This window comes from Terrabacter sp. Ter38, from assembly GCF_024519435.1.
Classification (GTDB): domain Bacteria; phylum Actinomycetota; class Actinomycetes; order Actinomycetales; family Dermatophilaceae; genus Terrabacter.
On sequence record NZ_JALJRZ010000010.1, the window covers coordinates 100,319 to 115,943 of the forward strand.

A 15,625-nucleotide genomic window follows, 5' to 3' on the forward strand; every position below is an offset into this window, starting at 1 on the left:
GGGCCTGCAGGTGGGCGGCAGGCGTGGCGCGCCTACGGCCGCCTACGGCTCGCCTCCTGGGACCTCCGCCCTCATGGGACGCGCTGCAACGGCGTCATCGGGCCTGGCCGCATCGTCCAGCCGTTCTCGAGGTGGCGAGAGGAGTCGAGGTACCGCCGCCAAAATCGTCAGGGATGGGGCACCTACGAACACCGGTGTTGCCACCAGAAGAGCCACGGGCATCGGCCAACGCTGCCCCTTTCGAGCCGCCAGGAGCACGATCGCGACAGCGAGTGCCGTCCGGACGACAAGAGCCGTCGCGCTGCCTCCAGCGTTCATGGCAAGGAACCTGATCCACTCCACCCAGGCCTCCGGGTCCAGCAGTGCCGATACGCCGACCACCAGACCGGTGGATCCGATGGCCACAGCGAACCGGTGCCACTCCCGTCGTGCTGCGAACCAGAGTGTTCCTACGCCGAAGACAGGCTTCGTCAGGAACATGGCGGACCACAGCCATGGTTGTGTGAAGCTCACGACCAGGGCCACTCCGAGGAAGCCCAGCACGTTGCCGATGACGATCTCGGGTGCGCACCACAGAACGAGAGGCAGCGCCCACTTCCAGCCCAAGGGACGCAGAAGCCAGACGAAGGCGGCGGTCTCGGCGGCCATCCACACCGTGAGGAAGCTCGGCCACGGAAGCAAGGTCAGGGGGTGGACGACTTGGGCGAAGACGGGCGAGTAGAGGAACGCGTCATTGCGATTCGGCGCGATCTCATACGGGACGTACCACGACTGGCCTGTGAGCCAATAGGCATGGGCGTCACCGCCGAGTCTGCCGCGAGCCACGTAGTAGGACACGGTCACGTACACCAGATACGCGCCGGCCAACCAGAGCATGGCGATGACCGGCTTCTCGACTGCCTTGGGTAACCCAGCTCGTTGGGCACCTGGGCGGCCTCTCGAGGACGTGACCACCTATCGACTCGGCTCCATGGCGACCATTCTGCGCGAATCCCGGACTCACCGAAGCGGAACGCCATCAGACCTCTGCAACATCGGCCCCGCGCACCGATCGTTCGCGTCCCCCTCAGTAGCGGAGATGGCGAAGGTAGCGCTCCGGCGCTTCGAGGAAGCGGCGGTGGTGGTCGACTACGTCGAGGTCGTCCCAGGCCCGCTCGTGGATGCCGTCCTCGTCGAACTCGAGGATCAGCGCACCGGGCAGGCTCGCCACGACCGGCGAGTGGGTCGCGATGAGCACCTGCACGCCGGGTATGGCCACGAGCTGGATGAGGGCCCCGAGCAGGGCGAGCTGCGCGTGGAAGGACAGTCCGGCCTCGGGCTCGTCCATGACGAAGAAGCCCTCACCGGTGAAGCGGTCGGAGTTGAGCATCGCGAGGAAGGACTCGCCGTGACTCAGTTCGTGGAAGCGCGGCTCTGGGCGACGCGACGGGTTGTCCTCGAGGTAGGTGAACAGGCCGTGCATCGTCTCGGCGCGCAGGAAGTAGCCCCACCGCGACGCTCCCGCGCCCCGCTCCAGCGAGATCGACTGTGACAGAGACGACTCTGTCGGACGCGTGGCATGCAGGGCGCCCGTCGAGCCGCCCTCGGGGGCGAGACCGTACGCCACCGCGACCGCCTCGACGAACGTTGACTTCCCGGTGCCGTTCTCCCCGACGACGATCGTCGCCTGTGCGAGGTCGAGACCTTGGCCGAGGACGTGCGCGACCGGGGCGAGGGTCGCCGGCCACTGGTTGGCGGTGAGCGTGGCGTCGGTCGACCGTCGCACGCGCCGCACCGGCAGTGGTGCGGTCCAGTCGTCCCCCATGGGCCGACCCTACGAGAAGGTCGGGGCGCGCGGGCCGGAGCGGACGGCATACGCCATCGCTCAGCCGTGGTCCTGCTGGGCCGCCCACCATGCTGCCGCGGAGGCCCTGCCGCGCCGACCCGACTGCTCGTAGACGGAGCTGAGGTGCTTGCGCACCGTGCGCTCCGTGATGCCGAGCCGCCGGGCGATGCGCAGGTTGGTCCACCCGGCGGCAGCGAGACTGAGCACCTCTGCCTCGCGCTGGGTGGGGCGGTACGCGGCGCACAGGGCAGCGACCGGCACGAGGTCCTGACTGAGTGAGCCGCAGGACCGCGCCGCCCCGTCGACGCTGAGCACCGCGATGGTCTCGTCGAGCGCGGCCCGGAAGGCCAGGGCCGCCGCCACGGGTCGCTGGATCACCTCGAGCAGGTGGAGGTCCTCCGTGCTGAAGTCGACGGTGCCGCGGTGCGCGCCGAGGAAGACGACGTCGGTCGCCGAGCAGTGGAGCAGGACCGCCACCGGATATCGCCCGCCCACGTGCCCGTGCATTCGCTCGTAGACGTCCGTGTGCCAGAAGTCCCGGATCGTGACGAGGTCGCTGACGCGGACCGCGCCGGAGGTCGACAGGACCGGGATCGCCGGGTGCTGGTCGGCGACCTCAGCGGCCAGACGTCCCATCGCAGGCGTGACGGGGGCCGATCCGGCGACATCGACCGACACGTCGATGCCCCCTCCGGTCCGACGGAGGCGGGTGAGCCCCACGCCGGTGTCGGCTCGGAGCACCTCGACGACGGCGGCCAGCCACGGGAACAGGGGCTCACCGCGCGCCGCGGCCACGGCCAGGTCTCGCGCCACGCTCGCGGCTGCCACCCGTCGACTGAGCACCACGTCTCCTCCTCCAACGAAGGCGGTCGCCGCCGCCGTCGGCCGAAGCCCTGCGAAGAGCCGAGCGCGGTCGCCGTCAAGGTGTCTGAAACGACACTCGACGGGGCGCCGCGTCGGCCTTCAGAATGGCACGACGAGGATGGGGTTGGACGAGTTCGTGACAGGTTCGTCGGCGTCAGGGAGCCGGGGCCTGGCACGAGCTGACGGAACGGCAGGGTGTGCTGCACAGGGGGGAGCGCACCGTGCGCCGTCGGGACCCCCTTCGATGGGGGGTCCGCTGTCGACGGCCGGACGGTGAGACCTGAGGCCACGACGTCGACGAGGCCGCTCGGTGGGGTCAGTCGCGCGGACCCGTCCGGTACGGCTTGGACTGCGCCGGACGGCTGCCGCGCTCCTGCGACTCGCTCAGCTCGATGAGCTGACCCGAGATGCGCGTCGAGCGCAGCTTGTCCCACGTGCCGGGTGGCAGCGTCGCCGGCAGCTCGACGAGGGAGTGGTCGGCGCGGATGTCGATGTGCCCGAAGTCCTGCCGGCCGAGGCCGCCCTCGTTGGCCAAGGCGCCGACGATCTGGCGCGGCTCGACCTTGTGGCGACGCCCGACGGCGATCCGGTACGTCGCCATCGGCCCGGACGTGCCACGTCGCGGACCCCGGTCGCCCCGGTCACCGCGCTCGGCCCGGTCGTTGCGACCTGGCCGGCCTCCGCGGTCACCGCGGTCGTCACGACGGTCACGCGGGCCGCGGTCGTCGAACGTCCGTGCAGGACGGACCGGCTCAGGGTCGAGGAGCATCGGCTCGTCACCCTGGAGCACGACGGCGAGGGCCGCCGCGACGTCGGCCTCGGGCACGTTGTGCTCGTTGACGTAGTGGGCGATGACGTCGCGGAAGAAGTCGACCTTCTCGGTCGAGAGGGCCTCGGTGATGGCGTCGTCGAAGCGGGTGAGGCGCGTCGCGTTGATGTCGTCGACGCTGGGCATCGTCATCGGCACGAGCGACTGGCGGGTCGCCTTCTCGATGGCCTTGAGCAGGTGGCGCTCGCGCGGCGTGACGAACGAGATCGCGTCACCGCTGCGGCCGGCCCGGCCGGTGCGGCCGATGCGGTGCACGTAGGACTCGGTGTCGGTCGGGATGTCGTAGTTGACGACGTGGCTGATGCGCTCGACGTCGAGCCCGCGGGCCGCGACGTCCGTGGCGACGAGGATGTCGAGCTTGCCCGACTTCAGCTGGTCGACGGTGCGCTCGCGCTGGTTCTGGGCGATGTCGCCGTTGATCGCCATCGCCGAGAAGCCTCGGGCCCGCAGCTTCTCCGCGAGCGTCTCGGTCTCGTTCTTCGTGCGGACGAAGACGATCATCCCCTCGAAGTTCTCGACCTCGAGGATGCGGGTCAGGGCGTCGACCTTCTGCGGGTAGCTCACCGTGAGATAGCGCTGCGTGATGTTCGGCGCCGTCGACGTCGTCGTCTTCACGGTGATCTCGACGGGGTCCTGGAGGTACTTCTTGGAGATGCGCCGGATCTGCGCGGGCATCGTCGCCGAGAAGAGCGCGACGTGCTTGTCGTCCGGGGTGTCGGCGAGGATCGTCTCGACGTCGTCGGCGAAGCCCATCTTGAGCATCTCGTCGGCCTCGTCGAGCACGAGGAAGCGCAGCTCGCTCAGGTCGAGCGTGCCCTTCTCAAGGTGGTCCATGATGCGGCCCGGGGTGCCGACGACGATGTGGACGCCGCGGCGCAGCGCGCTCAGCTGGACGCCGTAGGCCTGCCCGCCGTAGACGGGCAGCACGTGCACGCCCCTGAGGTGGGCGGCATACCGCTCGAAGGCCTCGCACACCTGCAGGGCGAGCTCACGCGTCGGCGCGAGGATCAGTGCCTGCGGGCTCTTCTGCTTGAGGTCGAGGCGGCTGAGGATCGGCAGCGCGAACGCGGCCGTCTTGCCCGTGCCGGTCTGGGCGAGCCCGACGACGTGGCGGCCCTCGAGCAGGGCCGGGATCGTCGCCTCCTGGATCGGCGACGGGTACTCGTAGCCGACGTCACGCAGCGCCTTGAGCACCTTGTCGTCGAGACCGAGGTCGGCGAACGAGACGCGTTCGGGCTCCACCGCGCCTGCCTCGCCCTCAGGTGCATCGGTCTCGGGTGCTTCGGACTCCGGGCTGCGCTCGCTCACCCCCCGACGGTAGTGCCTCGGAGGGGGTCTGCGACACGCGGCGCCGCCCGGCCGGTGGTCAGGCGGGCAGGGGAAGACGTCGGAGTTCCGGTCGGCGCCGCCGCCGCCCGTGATCGGGGGCGTCGAGCGGCGACCCACTGGTGGTGCGTCGGGGCACTCCCTGCGGCCCAGGGATCCCGTCGACGGTCACCCCGGTGATCACCGCGACCATGTTGTCGGCACCGCCTGCGCTCGTGGCGGCGAGCTCGGAGACGTGGCCCTTGTACGTGTCCGACGAGCTGGCCGGGAGCTTGCAAGCGGACCCGGTGAAGGTGAGCGGGGCCACGGATGCCGCCACCACCGGTGCCGGTGCGGCGATCAGCACGGCGCGCGCCTCACCGCGGTGCACCTCCCGGCCGAAGAGCCAGCCGACCGCGGTGAACGCGAGGGCCTCGAGGCCGAGCAGGACGTAGACCGACCGGCTCCAGTCCGTCTCGGGCAGCTTGTCGTCGGCGCGGACGAAGGCGAGCAGGACGAACACGACGTAGGCGAACACGATCGCGATGGCGGCCCAGAAGAGCCAGCGCCAGCTCGCACCGCTCGCGGAGGCACTCGTCGGCGGAGTGGGCGCGGGGGTGGGCGCGGGCGCGGGCCCCGGCGCAGGCGCCGTCGCGGGGTCCGGCTTGGCCGGCTCGGGCTTCGGGTCCGGCGGATCGGCCTTCGGCTTCGTGGGCATGACGTCCCCTCTCGCGTGATGCGGTCGCCCGCCAGCGGTCAGCTGTCGGCGTTGTAGTCGAACGACGGACGGTCGGCCTCGCCCTGCCAGTACCGCGTCACCGACTCGCGCAGGTCGAGGTCGTCGGGCAGCGCCTTGACGGCCTCGGCGAGCGCGTGGCCCTGCACCGCCGACGACAGGTCGCCGACGTCGGGAGCGGTCTCGTCCTCGTCGAGGTCCCGGTCGGTCGGCCCGATGGTCGGGTCGCTCTCGATCGTCCTGCGGATGGTGTCCTGGATGACGTTCAGGGTGCTCGCGTCATGGCCCGAGGCGCCGTCGCCGGCCGAGGTCACGCCGACGTGGAGGGAGGCGTCGGCGAGCAGGCTCGGCACGGCGTCCCCGAGCTCGGCGGCGAGCTCGCGCACGAGACCGGGGTGGCTCGCCTTGTCCTGCTCGGTGAGGCCGGCCGCCTCGGCGATGAGCTCGCCTCGGAGACGTCGGGTCGCCGACTCGGACCTGAGCCCGCGCTGCCGCCGGACCATCCGCAGCACCCCGACCCCGGCCGTCAGCGCCGCGGACCGCGCCCCGAAGTCCGTCGCGCTGTCCCGGGCGTCCACGAAGAGCCGATTCGCCCGCTTCAGGTCGCCCGCGTCCTCCGCGACACGGCCGCCGACGAGGCACAGCTCGATGTAGTCGAGGGACAGGGGACGCTCCTCGGCGTCGCGCACGGCCGCGTCGACCTCGGCCATCGCCTCCTCGTGGCGGCCGAGCGTGGCCAGCGCCTCGATGCGCAGCCGGCTGACCTCGACGAGGCGCGGCTGGCGGTCGTCGGCGGCGAGGAGGTCCCAGGCGGATGCCGGGCGACCGGAGTCGAGCAGCGACCTGGCCTGCTTCGTGGCCTGCCGCGCCCAGGCGGTGTAGTCGGCCTCGGCGAGGTCGGCGGCATCGACCTCGAGCCGCAGCTTGCCGGCGAGGTAGACCCGCGACGACGGGGGCAGCTCGCTCATCGTCGGCTCGAGGAACGGTCCGGCGCCACGGTCCCAGTGCGCGTCGAGCGTCGACGACGCCTCGCCGAGCATGAGCCGGTGGTAGAGCCCTTCGATGCGGTCATCGGTGCCGGACCGGGCGGCATAGAAGGCGACGGCTCGGCGGTGGATCTCGGCGACCCGCTCGGGGCTCTCGGCGTCGAGCAGCGGCAGCATCTCCTGGCGGACGTCCGCGCGGTGGACGAGCACCCCGGGCCGCGACTCGGTGACGAGCGAGATCTCCCGGCGCAGCATCTCGAAGAGCTCGGCTGCCCGACCCGGCGTGAGCTCGCCGAGGCCGCACGGCACTGCCAGGACGTCGCTGATGACCTCACGGGTGATCTGCCGGACGACGAGCCCCGGGTTGGCGAGGGGGCGGATCGGGCGGGCCACGTGGTCGAGGATGCGGCGGTAGAGCACGCCCTGCACCTGCTCGGCCCGGAGGTCGAAGAGGAGTCGCCGTCGCCCCCGCTTCGTGGCGAGCACGGTGGGGCCCTCGCGGCGCATCAGGTCGGCGGCGAGCCGCAGGCTGAGCGGGTTGCCCGACACCTGCTCCACGACGGAGTCCACGAGCGCGTCGGTCACGGCGAGGTCCGCCAGCGCCCGGCGCAGGAACTGCCTCGCCTGGGTGTCGTCGAGCCCCTCGAGGGGGCGGTTCTCGACCTGCAGCTCGGTCACCTCTGCCCGACCCGCGACGACGACCCGCAACGACGGCAGCTGGCGCCGCAGGCTCTCCAGCGTGCGGTTGAGGCGGCCCAGGGTCGAGCGGCGTCGCCGCTGCGCGACCTCGAACGTGTCGAGGACGACGAGCACGGGCTTGCTGCCCCACGCACGCCGCAGCCGCTGGCTCAGCTCCATGAGGAACGAGTCCTCGTCGACGTGCCGACGCGCGGCGTCCCTGGTGCCGAGCCCCCTGGAGCTCGACGTCTCGCGCTGCAGCGCCGCCTCCGCCTCGACGACGGCGACGATCTCGCGGCGCAGCTCACCGAGCGGTCCGGCGAGGTCAGCCGACTGGAGAGCGAGCTGACGGCATACCTCGGCGATGAGTCCGATCGGGAACTCCGGGTCGAGCTCGGCCCGCTCGAAGCTGAGGTAGGCGAAGGGCATGGGCGGGCGCCCGTCGGTCCCCTCGATGTGGTTGAGCACGAACGTCGCGAGAAGGGTCGACTTGCCGACGCCCCCGGGGCCGTGGAGGGCGAGCGGGAGGCCTCCCGGTCCACCCATGACGTGAGCCTCGAGACGGGCCAGCTCCTCCTCGCGTCCGACGAAGTCCGGTGTGGACACGGCGCGGAGCGGGGTGAGGACGTCGGCGAGGTCGAGGGCCGACTGGATGTCGGCGGCCGCCGGCAGGTCGAGGCCGAGCCCTTCCAGCCACACGGCCGCCTTGAGTATGCCGGTCAGCTCGGCCGGCGTGAGGGCGCGGAGCGTCGTGTCCCCCTGGATCAGGCGTACGGCCATCCGGTGGGTGATGTCGTCGGGCGCGGGCGCCACAGCCCATCGTCCGCGAGTCAGCTCGACGGCCCGGTCAGGGCCGAGCGACCTCAGGACCTCGACGCGCACCTCGGGACGGAGGCGCCATGCGCCCCCACCTGCCCTCGTGGTGACGAGCTCGCAGTCGCTGCCGATGAATCCGTCGATCTCGTGGTGCCGCGGTGCCTCCCGGGTCGTTCGGCCTTCGAGGGAGTCGACGGTGAAGTAGTCGAGCAGCGCGACCCGCTCGCGCAGGCGCTGACGAGCCGGGTCCACGGCGTCGCCGGCCCGGGTCGTCGGTGCCGGCTCGACGTCCCTCGTCGAGGACGGCGGCGCGGGTTCCGACGACGCGGACGACGCGGGCTTCGACGAGCGCTGGGCCAGGCGGGCGCGGACGTCCGCCGCCGAGACGACGGGAGTCCGCCCGGACGGTAGCCCGCTCACGGGAGTGGTCCGAACACGTCGAGACAGAGGGCGAAGGCACTCGGACCGAGCTCGACGAGCGGGCGCGTCGCGACGGGGCCACCGTCGCTGACCAGCTCGTCGAAGACGGCGTCGACGGCGTCGGCGTCGGGAGGGATGCCCTGCGCCCGCGTCGCGTAGGCGCGGATGAACGACTTGACGTCGTCGTCGCCCGGGTGGCGGAGGGGCTCGACGAGCGCCTGGTCCGGCTCGGAGAGGGGGTCGTCGTAGCCGAGCACGATGACACGGACCCGCCCGAGGTCACGGACGGCGGCCGACTGCGCCAGCTCCATGACGAGCTGGAGCGCCGCGGCCGTGGCCGTCCTCCGCTCGAACCCGTCGAAGACGAGCCAGCAGTCCTGGAGGTCGCCCTTGGCAGCCACCTCCGCCACGAGCCAGTCCTTGAAGAGCCACACGACGGTCTGCGGCTGGGCGGTCGGGTCGAAGTTCGGCGCGGGCTCGCCGACGACGAAACGCGCGACGGTGTCGGCCAGCTCGCGGACGTCGATCGGGCTGCCGGCGCGGCGGGACGCGTCGACGGGGCTGACCCTGGTCGTCGTGCCGTGCGGGGGCACGGCGTTCTCGGAGACGTAGCGGATGAACTGGCGGGTGTAGGTCTTGCCGGCCCCACTGGGGCCGTTGACGAGCAGGGCGCGCCGGCCGCCGGGGCCGAGCATCCGCTGCACGTTGCCCCGCAGGTCGGTGCGGTCGATGAGCGGCACGTCGTCCCAGAGGACCGCGGCGGTGAACATCGCCCCGACGGCGTCGGCGACAGCGACCACGGCTCCGGCCACAGCGGCGGCTCCGGCGGCGGGTTGGTGCGACTGACCCGACTGCGGCGGGATCTCGACGACCTCGTGGTCGGTCGGCTCGGCCGCGAGCTCCTGGAAGATCCGGTCGGCCCCGGCGTCCTGGGAGATGGCGATGAAGAGCAGCCGCAGCCGTTGCTGCTTCCACGCCGTCTCGAGGACGTCGATCCACAGCTGCGACGCCTTCTGGTCCCAGAAGATCTGGTCGCGCTGGACGCCGGCCGCCAGTGCGAGCTCCTGGATCGGCTGCTTCTCGAAGTAGCGGGACCCGAGTCGCTCCACGACGTACTGGCCGGCGGGGGTGCCGGGGTCGAACTGGTGGTCGAGGTAGCCCATGGTCAGCCCGCCCCCTCCAGGACGACGCCCGCGACCGCGAGGCCCTCGACGACGCGCTCCATGCGGACCCCCTGGTTGTAGACGCGTCGTCGTCCGCCCACGACGTCCGTCTCCCACCGGTGGTGCAGGCCCACCAGGCGCCACTGCTCGTCGAAGACCGGTGAGCCGGACGAGCCGCCCTCGGTGTCGGTGAGGTAGCCGATCCGGTCGTCGTCGACCTTGACCACGGTGTTGTGAACCATCCCGATCTGCTTCACCCGCCCGTCCGGGTGCTGGATGATGTAGACCCGGTCCGCGACCGCGGGCTTCGGTGCCCCCGTGAGCGTGATCGGGCGCGCTTGTGCCGGAAGGGGACTCGCGACCCGAACCACGGCCCAGTCGTGGTCCTTGCTGCCCACGACCGTGCTCTGGTCGCACGCGATGACCTGGGGCTCCCGGGTCGCCCCGGCGAACGACCGCTCGTAGCCGTACCACGCCTCCACCGTCCTGGCCGGACCTTGCTCGTCGAAGAGGACGTGGTGGTTGGTCAGGAGCAGGTCGTCGGAGATGCGGAATCCCGTTCCGTTGTAACGCTTGTCGTCGTTCAGCGTGACGACGAGCTTGACGACCGATGGGCTGATCTCGATGCCGCGCTCGAGGAACGACACGTCGAGCAGGGTCGACTGGGCCCCGATCTGACGCTCGAGGCCGTTGGGCGTCGGGTCGCTCTTCCACGCGATCGGCTCGTCGGGAGGCGGGGCCTCGACGCTCGGCGTCGCCGCCAGCGTGTCGGCGAGGAGCGCCTCGAGCGTGGGCCGGATCGCGGCCGAGTTCGGCTCGCGGATGACCACCCCGACGAGGACCCTGAGACGGTCCTGCTTGCGTGCGACGTCGAGCGCCTCCTGCCACGCGGCAGCCGTCGGCTGGAGGAGGTTGACGTAGGCCTCCGAGATGCCGGACTTGCGCAGGACCATGCGCAGGTCGCCCGCCGTCGGGAACGTCTGGATGAGGGCGGTCTCCAGCTGTTGCACCTTCGGGTCGGCGAAGTCGAGCGGGAGCGCGTCGAGGAAATGGGTCATGGCGCGACCGCTTCCGGCCCGCGCAGCTGTGTGCCCATCACAACCGCCTTCCCCTCCTGGCGCCCATCCAGTCAAGCACCGGACACGCCGCACTTCCGGCGAATCGACCGAATGGCGTCCCTGTCGGACGGAGTACGTGACGGTGCGTCTGATACTCCGGCAGACGCCCCGGCGGCTCGGGGGAGCTCGGAGGAGTGACGGCATACGCCATCGGGAGCGACGACGGGGGCCGCCCGTCGTGGGCGGCCCCCGTCGGAGGTGCGGTGTGCTGGTGCGGTCAGGCGGTGGCGCCGACGGGCTCGTCGACCTTGGCGGACAGCGCGTCGAGAAGCGCGCCGAGCTCGGTGCGGCGTTCGTCGGTGACGTCGAGCTCACCGGCGGGGGAGACGTCCTGGGTGAAGACGAGGCCGGTCGAGCCGACGACGTCGGCCTTGACGTGCTCGAGGACCTTCGTGAGGTCGGCGGTGGCGTCGCTCGCGCCGCTCCAGCCGTAGCCGACGAGCGCGATGGGCTTGGCGTCCCACTCGGCGAAGAGGTAGTCGATGGCGTTCTTGATCGGCGCCGGGAAGCTGCGGTTGTACTGCGGCGTCACGACGACGATCGCGTCGGACTCGAAGACCTTGGAGGCCCAGTCCTTCGTGTGCGCCTTGGCGTAGTTGCCGTTGCGCGGCATGTCCTCCTCGTCGAAGAAGGGCAGCGACGACAGGTCGAGCAGCTCGACCTCCCACTCGCTCGCGGGCGCCTGGGCGGCGACCCACTCGGCGACCTTCGGGCCGATGCGGCCGGGACGGGTGGAGGACACGACGATACGAAGTTGCTTCACGATTCAACCAACTATCATGGCCGGCTGGGCATTCCGGGAGGGCCCGTGCTGGGGGTGTGGCCCGGCTCACAACGAGATGGCGTATGCCGTCCGCATCGTGGAGCGCCGGGGGGTTCAGTGCGCCGCCACCCACTTCTCGAGCGCCGCGACGCGGGCCTCGAGGCCGGCCCTGGAGTCGGCGCCGTCCAGTCCCTGGCGCACGAAGGTGCGGGCGAGGGTCGACGGGCCGACTCCGATCTCGGTGGCCCGCGCGGTGAGGGTCTCGAACTCCTCGGCGGTGAAGCGGATGGACAGGACCTTGGCGCGGTCGGTCCCCGTCGTGGGGCTGGGCATCGAACTCCTTGAAAACTTGACGAAGTCATGCATTGTCAGTGGTCGACTCTATCGTGGAGTCATGAGCACAGCAGCCACCCACGAGGCGCGATCGGCGCGACCCGAGCAGCCCGGCGCTGCCGGGCGGGCCGGGCTGCGGTCCGTGGGTGCGGGTGCTTGGGAGGGCTCCGACGGGGCCGGCTCGGTCGACGAGCTGGGGCTGGTCGACGCGCTGTCGTCGATGGCCGAGACCTTGCGGCAGCTGACCCGGGACTTCCCGATGTGGTCGCTGCCCGAGGCGCAGGTCGGTGAGGCCGTCGGCCACGTCCACGCCGTGCGCGAGCTGAGCCAGTCCCTGACCGCGGTCCTGGCCCGTGAGGCCGATGCCCGCGGTCTCGGGGCCGCCGACGGGCTGAGCCGTGCCGACTGGCTTCGGGTGCAGGCCGGTGCCGGCGTGGCCGGCGGGGTGCTCGACGGGTCGGGTGCGGCCGCGGTGACGCGCGTCGGTGCAGCGATGAACGAGCCGCGCTGGGCTCGCCTGGCCGAGCGCGTGGCTGCGGCCGAGGTCCCGGTCGCGCATGCGGCCGCGATCATCCGCTTCCACGACGACGTCGCCCGGATCGCCGATCCCGACCACCTCGCCGACATCCTCGACTCGATGGTCGAAGCCTGCGACGTGCTCACCGGACGCGAGCTGGCCCGGCTCGTCGCCCACGCGCGCGCCACGCTGAAGCCGCCCGCCGAGCGCGAGGTCGAGGAGGCGGGTCTGCGGCTCGGGCGCGCGTTCCGCAAGGTCCGGTCCTGTGCCGGGTTCACCGTCTTCGAGCTGCGCCTGGAGCCCGAAGGCGCCGCGATCGTCGAGGCAGCCATCGACCGACTCTCCCGGCCACGCCCCGACCTTGTGCCCGATCTCGGGCTCGACGGCGCCGGCGGTGGGGGCGCGTTGGGCGATTCGGGCCGGCGCTCGGGCACGGGCGCGGGGGAGGTCGATCCGCGCACCCCGGCCACCCGGCGAGCCGACGCGCTCCTCGAGATCATCGGCCGCGGTGTCGCCGCACCCGAAGGCGTCACCCGGTCGCCGCGCACCACGCTCGTGGTCACGATGTCCCTCGACGCGCTGACGGACTCCCTGCGCGGGGTCGGCCTGCTCGACACCGATGCGGCCCTCTCGCCCGGCGCCGTGCGACGGCTCGCGTGCGAGGCAGGCATCGTCCCGATGGTCCTCGGCGGCCGGTCCGAGCTCCTCGACCTCGGCTACACCCAACGGTTGTTCAGCCCCGCGCAGCGTCGGGCGCTGGCCGTCCGTGACGGCGGCTGCAGCTATCCGGGATGCACCGTCCCGCCCATGTGGTGCGAGGCGCACCACGTCACCCACTGGCTCCACGGCGGACCGACCGACCTGTCCAACGGCGCCCTCCTCTGCGGCCGGCACCACACCGTCGTCCACCAGCGGGGCCTGTCTGGCAGCGTCACCACGACCGGCGTGAGCTGGCACCTGTAGGTGGCTCGCCCCACACCCCGGCCACCGCGGCCGGGGCCAGCGGCGTGCCACTCACGTCTGCCACGAATCCCGCTGTGGCTGAGTGCACCACGTGGTCCGCCCGCCCCGCCACGAGGGCGAGGGGGGCGGCATACGTGCTCGTCCGTCGGCGACCGCTGGTAGGCGGTCGGGAGGTCAGTCCTTCGTCATGCCGGTCTTGATGAGGTCCATGACCGAGCTGTCGGCGAGGGTCGTCACGTCGCCGACCTCGCGACCTTCGGCCACATCGCGCAGCAGGCGCCGCATGATCTTGCCGGAGCGGGTCTTCGGCAGCTCGCTGACGATCATGATCGAGCGCGGCTTCGCGATCGGGCCGATCTCCTTGGCCACGTGGTTGCGCAGCTCCTGGACGAGGTCCTTGCCCTCGCCCACCTCGTCGGCCTCCTCGACGAACTCCTGGCGCAGGATGACGAAGGCACACACGGCCTGCCCCGTCGTCTCGTCGTTGGCACCGACCACGGCGGCCTCGGCGACCTTCGGGTGCGACACGAGGGCCGACTCGATCTCGGCCGTCGACAGGCGGTGGCCCGAGACGTTCATGACGTCGTCGACGCGGCCGAGCAGCCAGATGTTGCCGTCGGCGTCGTACTTCGCGCCGTCGCCGGCGAAGTAGTACTTCTCGCCGAACCGCGACCAGTACGTCTCCTTGTAGCGCTCCGGGTCGCCCCAGATGCCGCGCAGCATGGACGGCCACGGCTTCGTCAGCACGAGGTAGCCCACCTGCTCGGGCGTCGTGAACGGCTTGCCCTCGTCGTCGAGGATCTCGGCGCTGATGCCGGGGATCGGCTTCTGCGCCGAGCCGGGCTCGAGGGTCGTGACGCCGGGCAACGGGCTGATCATGATCGCGCCGGTCTCGGTCTGCCACCACGTGTCGACGATCGGGGCACGTCCCCCGCCGATGTGCTTGTGGTACCAGAGCCAGGCCTCGGGGTTGATCGGCTCACCGACCGACCCGAGGAGCCGCAGCGAGCTCATGTCGAACTTCGACGGGATGTCGGAGCCCCACTTCATGAAGGTGCGCACGGCCGTCGGAGCCGTGTAGAGGATCGTGACCTTGTAGTCCTGGATGATCTCCCACCATCGCCCTTGGTGCGGGGTGTCGGGGGTCCCTTCGTACATCACCTGCGTCACGCCGTTGGTGAGCGGCCCGTAGACGATGTACGAGTGACCCGTGACCCAGCCGATGTCGGCGGTGCACCAGTAGACGTCGGTGTCGCGGTGGACGTCGTGGACGACGGCGTTCGTGTAGGCCGCCTGCGTCAGGTAGCCGCCGGTCGTGTGGAAGATGCCCTTCGGCTTCCCCGTCGTACCCGACGTGTAGAGGATGAAGAGCGGGTGCTCGGCCTCGAAGGGCTGCGCCTCATGGGTCGGCGCGGCCTTCTCGAGGGCCTCGTGCCACCAGACGTCGCGGTCGTTCCACGCGGTCTCCTGGCCGGTGCGCTTGACGACGAGCACGTGCTCGACCGACGTGTCGTCGTGGTCGAGGGCCGCGTCGACCGCCGGCTTGAGGGCCGACGGGGCGCCGCGGCGGTATCCGCCGTCCGACGTGATGACGACCTTCGCCTTGGCGTCGTCGATGCGCGAGTGCAGGGCCTCGGCCGAGAAGCCGCCGAAGACGACGGAGTGCGGGGCGCCGAGACGGGCGCAGGCGAGCATCGCGACCGCGGCCTCGGGGATCATCGGCAGGTAGATCGCGACGGTGTCGCCCTTGCCGACGCCGAGGTCGGCGAGGGCGTTGGCTGCGCGCTGCACCTCGACGTGGAGGTCGGCATACGTGATGTCGCGGGTGTCACCCTCGGGCTCACCGACGAAGTGGATCGCGACCTTGTCGCCCCGTCCCGCCTCGACGTGGCGGTCGACGGCGTTGACGCACGCGTTGAGCTCGCCGTCGGCGAACCACTTCGCGAAGGGCGGGTTGCTCCAGTCCAGCGACTGCGTGAACGGCGTGCTCCACGTGAGGTAGGTGCGGGCCTGATCGGCCCAGAATCCGTCGTGGTCGGCGGCGGCCTGCTCGTAGAGGGCGGCCGTGCCGTTCGCCTGCGCGGCGAAGTCGGGCGGCGGTGGGAAGGTCAGTCCCTCATGGACGAGGTTCTCGAGCGGCTCTTCGCTCACGGTGTCACCCTTTCGCATCGACGATGGTGCGGTCGCGCGGCCCGTGCCCGTGTCGGCGGGGCTACGCGCTTGATGCACAACTCAAACGCAGGCTAGTTCGCGCTTCAAGGGTGCAGTGAGCCGGGTCTCATCGCTACCGGCGAGTAGCCCGCCGAGCG

The 15,625-nt window shown here is 71.3% G+C and carries 12 protein-coding genes; 1 reads left to right on the forward strand and 11 read right to left on the reverse strand.

The genetic code is table 11. From position 1 onward, the window contains the following. Positions 1-42: 42 nt before the first annotated feature. From NR112_RS18485 to NR112_RS18530, 10 genes are all read right to left on the reverse strand, one after another. Positions 43-876, reverse strand: coding sequence for a glycosyltransferase family 87 protein (locus tag NR112_RS18485; RefSeq protein WP_256795758.1), 834 nt, complete (start codon positions 874-876; stop codon positions 43-45). Between the two features lie 190 nt (positions 877-1,066). Then, a complete protein-coding gene (locus NR112_RS18490; protein WP_256795759.1) occupies positions 1,067-1,804 on the reverse strand; it encodes an AAA family ATPase in 738 nt (245 codons plus the stop codon). A 60-nt stretch (positions 1,805-1,864) separates the two neighbouring features. Continuing rightward, positions 1,865-2,671, reverse strand: a complete 807-nt coding sequence (locus tag NR112_RS18495; protein WP_256795760.1) for a helix-turn-helix transcriptional regulator — start codon at positions 2,669-2,671, stop codon at positions 1,865-1,867. Positions 2,672-3,005: 334 nt separating this feature from the next. Then, positions 3,006-4,826: a DEAD/DEAH box helicase gene (locus NR112_RS18500; protein WP_374513054.1), complete on the reverse strand. Its 1,821-nt coding sequence runs from the start codon at positions 4,824-4,826 to the stop codon at positions 3,006-3,008. A gap of 58 nt (positions 4,827-4,884) precedes the next feature. After that, positions 4,885-5,541: a hypothetical protein gene (locus NR112_RS18505; RefSeq protein ID WP_256795761.1), complete on the reverse strand. Its 657-nt coding sequence runs from the start codon at positions 5,539-5,541 to the stop codon at positions 4,885-4,887. 38 nt (positions 5,542-5,579) lie between these two features. Continuing rightward, positions 5,580-8,459, reverse strand: coding sequence for an ATP-binding protein (locus tag NR112_RS18510; RefSeq protein WP_256795762.1), 2,880 nt, complete (start codon positions 8,457-8,459; stop codon positions 5,580-5,582). Beyond that, a complete protein-coding gene (locus NR112_RS18515) occupies positions 8,456-9,622 on the reverse strand; it encodes a hypothetical protein (RefSeq protein ID WP_256795763.1) in 1,167 nt (388 codons plus the stop codon). The genes NR112_RS18510 and NR112_RS18515 overlap by 4 nt, the downstream gene beginning before the upstream one ends. A 2-nt stretch (positions 9,623-9,624) precedes the next feature. Beyond that, positions 9,625-10,680: a trypsin-like peptidase domain-containing protein gene (locus NR112_RS18520; RefSeq protein ID WP_256795764.1), complete on the reverse strand. Its 1,056-nt coding sequence runs from the start codon at positions 10,678-10,680 to the stop codon at positions 9,625-9,627. Between the two features lie 277 nt (positions 10,681-10,957). Next, complete coding sequence (locus NR112_RS18525; RefSeq protein WP_256795765.1) at positions 10,958-11,503, reverse strand: NAD(P)H-dependent oxidoreductase; 546 nt, start codon at positions 11,501-11,503, stop codon at positions 10,958-10,960. A 114-nt stretch (positions 11,504-11,617) separates the two neighbouring features. Beyond that, positions 11,618-11,836, reverse strand: coding sequence for a hypothetical protein (locus NR112_RS18530; RefSeq protein ID WP_256795766.1), 219 nt, complete (start codon positions 11,834-11,836; stop codon positions 11,618-11,620). Between the two features lie 61 nt (positions 11,837-11,897). Here NR112_RS18530 and NR112_RS18535 point away from each other — a divergent pair, with 61 nt between their 5' ends. After that, positions 11,898-13,316: an HNH endonuclease signature motif containing protein gene (locus NR112_RS18535; protein WP_256795767.1), complete on the forward strand. Its 1,419-nt coding sequence runs from the start codon at positions 11,898-11,900 to the stop codon at positions 13,314-13,316. Between the two features lie 174 nt (positions 13,317-13,490). Here NR112_RS18535 and acs read toward each other — a convergent pair whose 3' ends face one another. Next, a complete protein-coding gene (gene acs, locus NR112_RS18540; RefSeq protein ID WP_256795768.1) occupies positions 13,491-15,485 on the reverse strand; it encodes an acetate--CoA ligase in 1,995 nt (664 codons plus the stop codon). Positions 15,486-15,625 lie beyond the last annotated feature (140 nt).

Coding starts and splice junctions, on each gene's coding strand:
- NR112_RS18485 (WP_256795758.1), bottom strand. CDS start 876: ATGCTCTGGTTGGCCGGCGCGTATCTGGTGTACGTGACCGTGTCCTAC.
- NR112_RS18490 (WP_256795759.1), bottom strand. CDS start 1,804: ATGGGGGACGACTGGACCGCACCACTGCCGGTGCGGCGCGTGCGACGG.
- NR112_RS18505 (WP_256795761.1), bottom strand. CDS start 5,541: ATGCCCACGAAGCCGAAGGCCGATCCGCCGGACCCGAAGCCCGAGCCG.
- NR112_RS18515 (WP_256795763.1), bottom strand. CDS start 9,622: ATGGGCTACCTCGACCACCAGTTCGACCCCGGCACCCCCGCCGGCCAG.
- NR112_RS18520 (WP_256795764.1), bottom strand. CDS start 10,680: ATGACCCATTTCCTCGACGCGCTCCCGCTCGACTTCGCCGACCCGAAG.
- NR112_RS18530 (WP_256795766.1), bottom strand. CDS start 11,836: ATGCCCAGCCCCACGACGGGGACCGACCGCGCCAAGGTCCTGTCCATC.
- NR112_RS18535 (WP_256795767.1), top strand. CDS start 11,898: ATGAGCACAGCAGCCACCCACGAGGCGCGATCGGCGCGACCCGAGCAG.
- acs (WP_256795768.1), bottom strand. CDS start 15,485: ATGCGAAAGGGTGACACCGTGAGCGAAGAGCCGCTCGAGAACCTCGTC.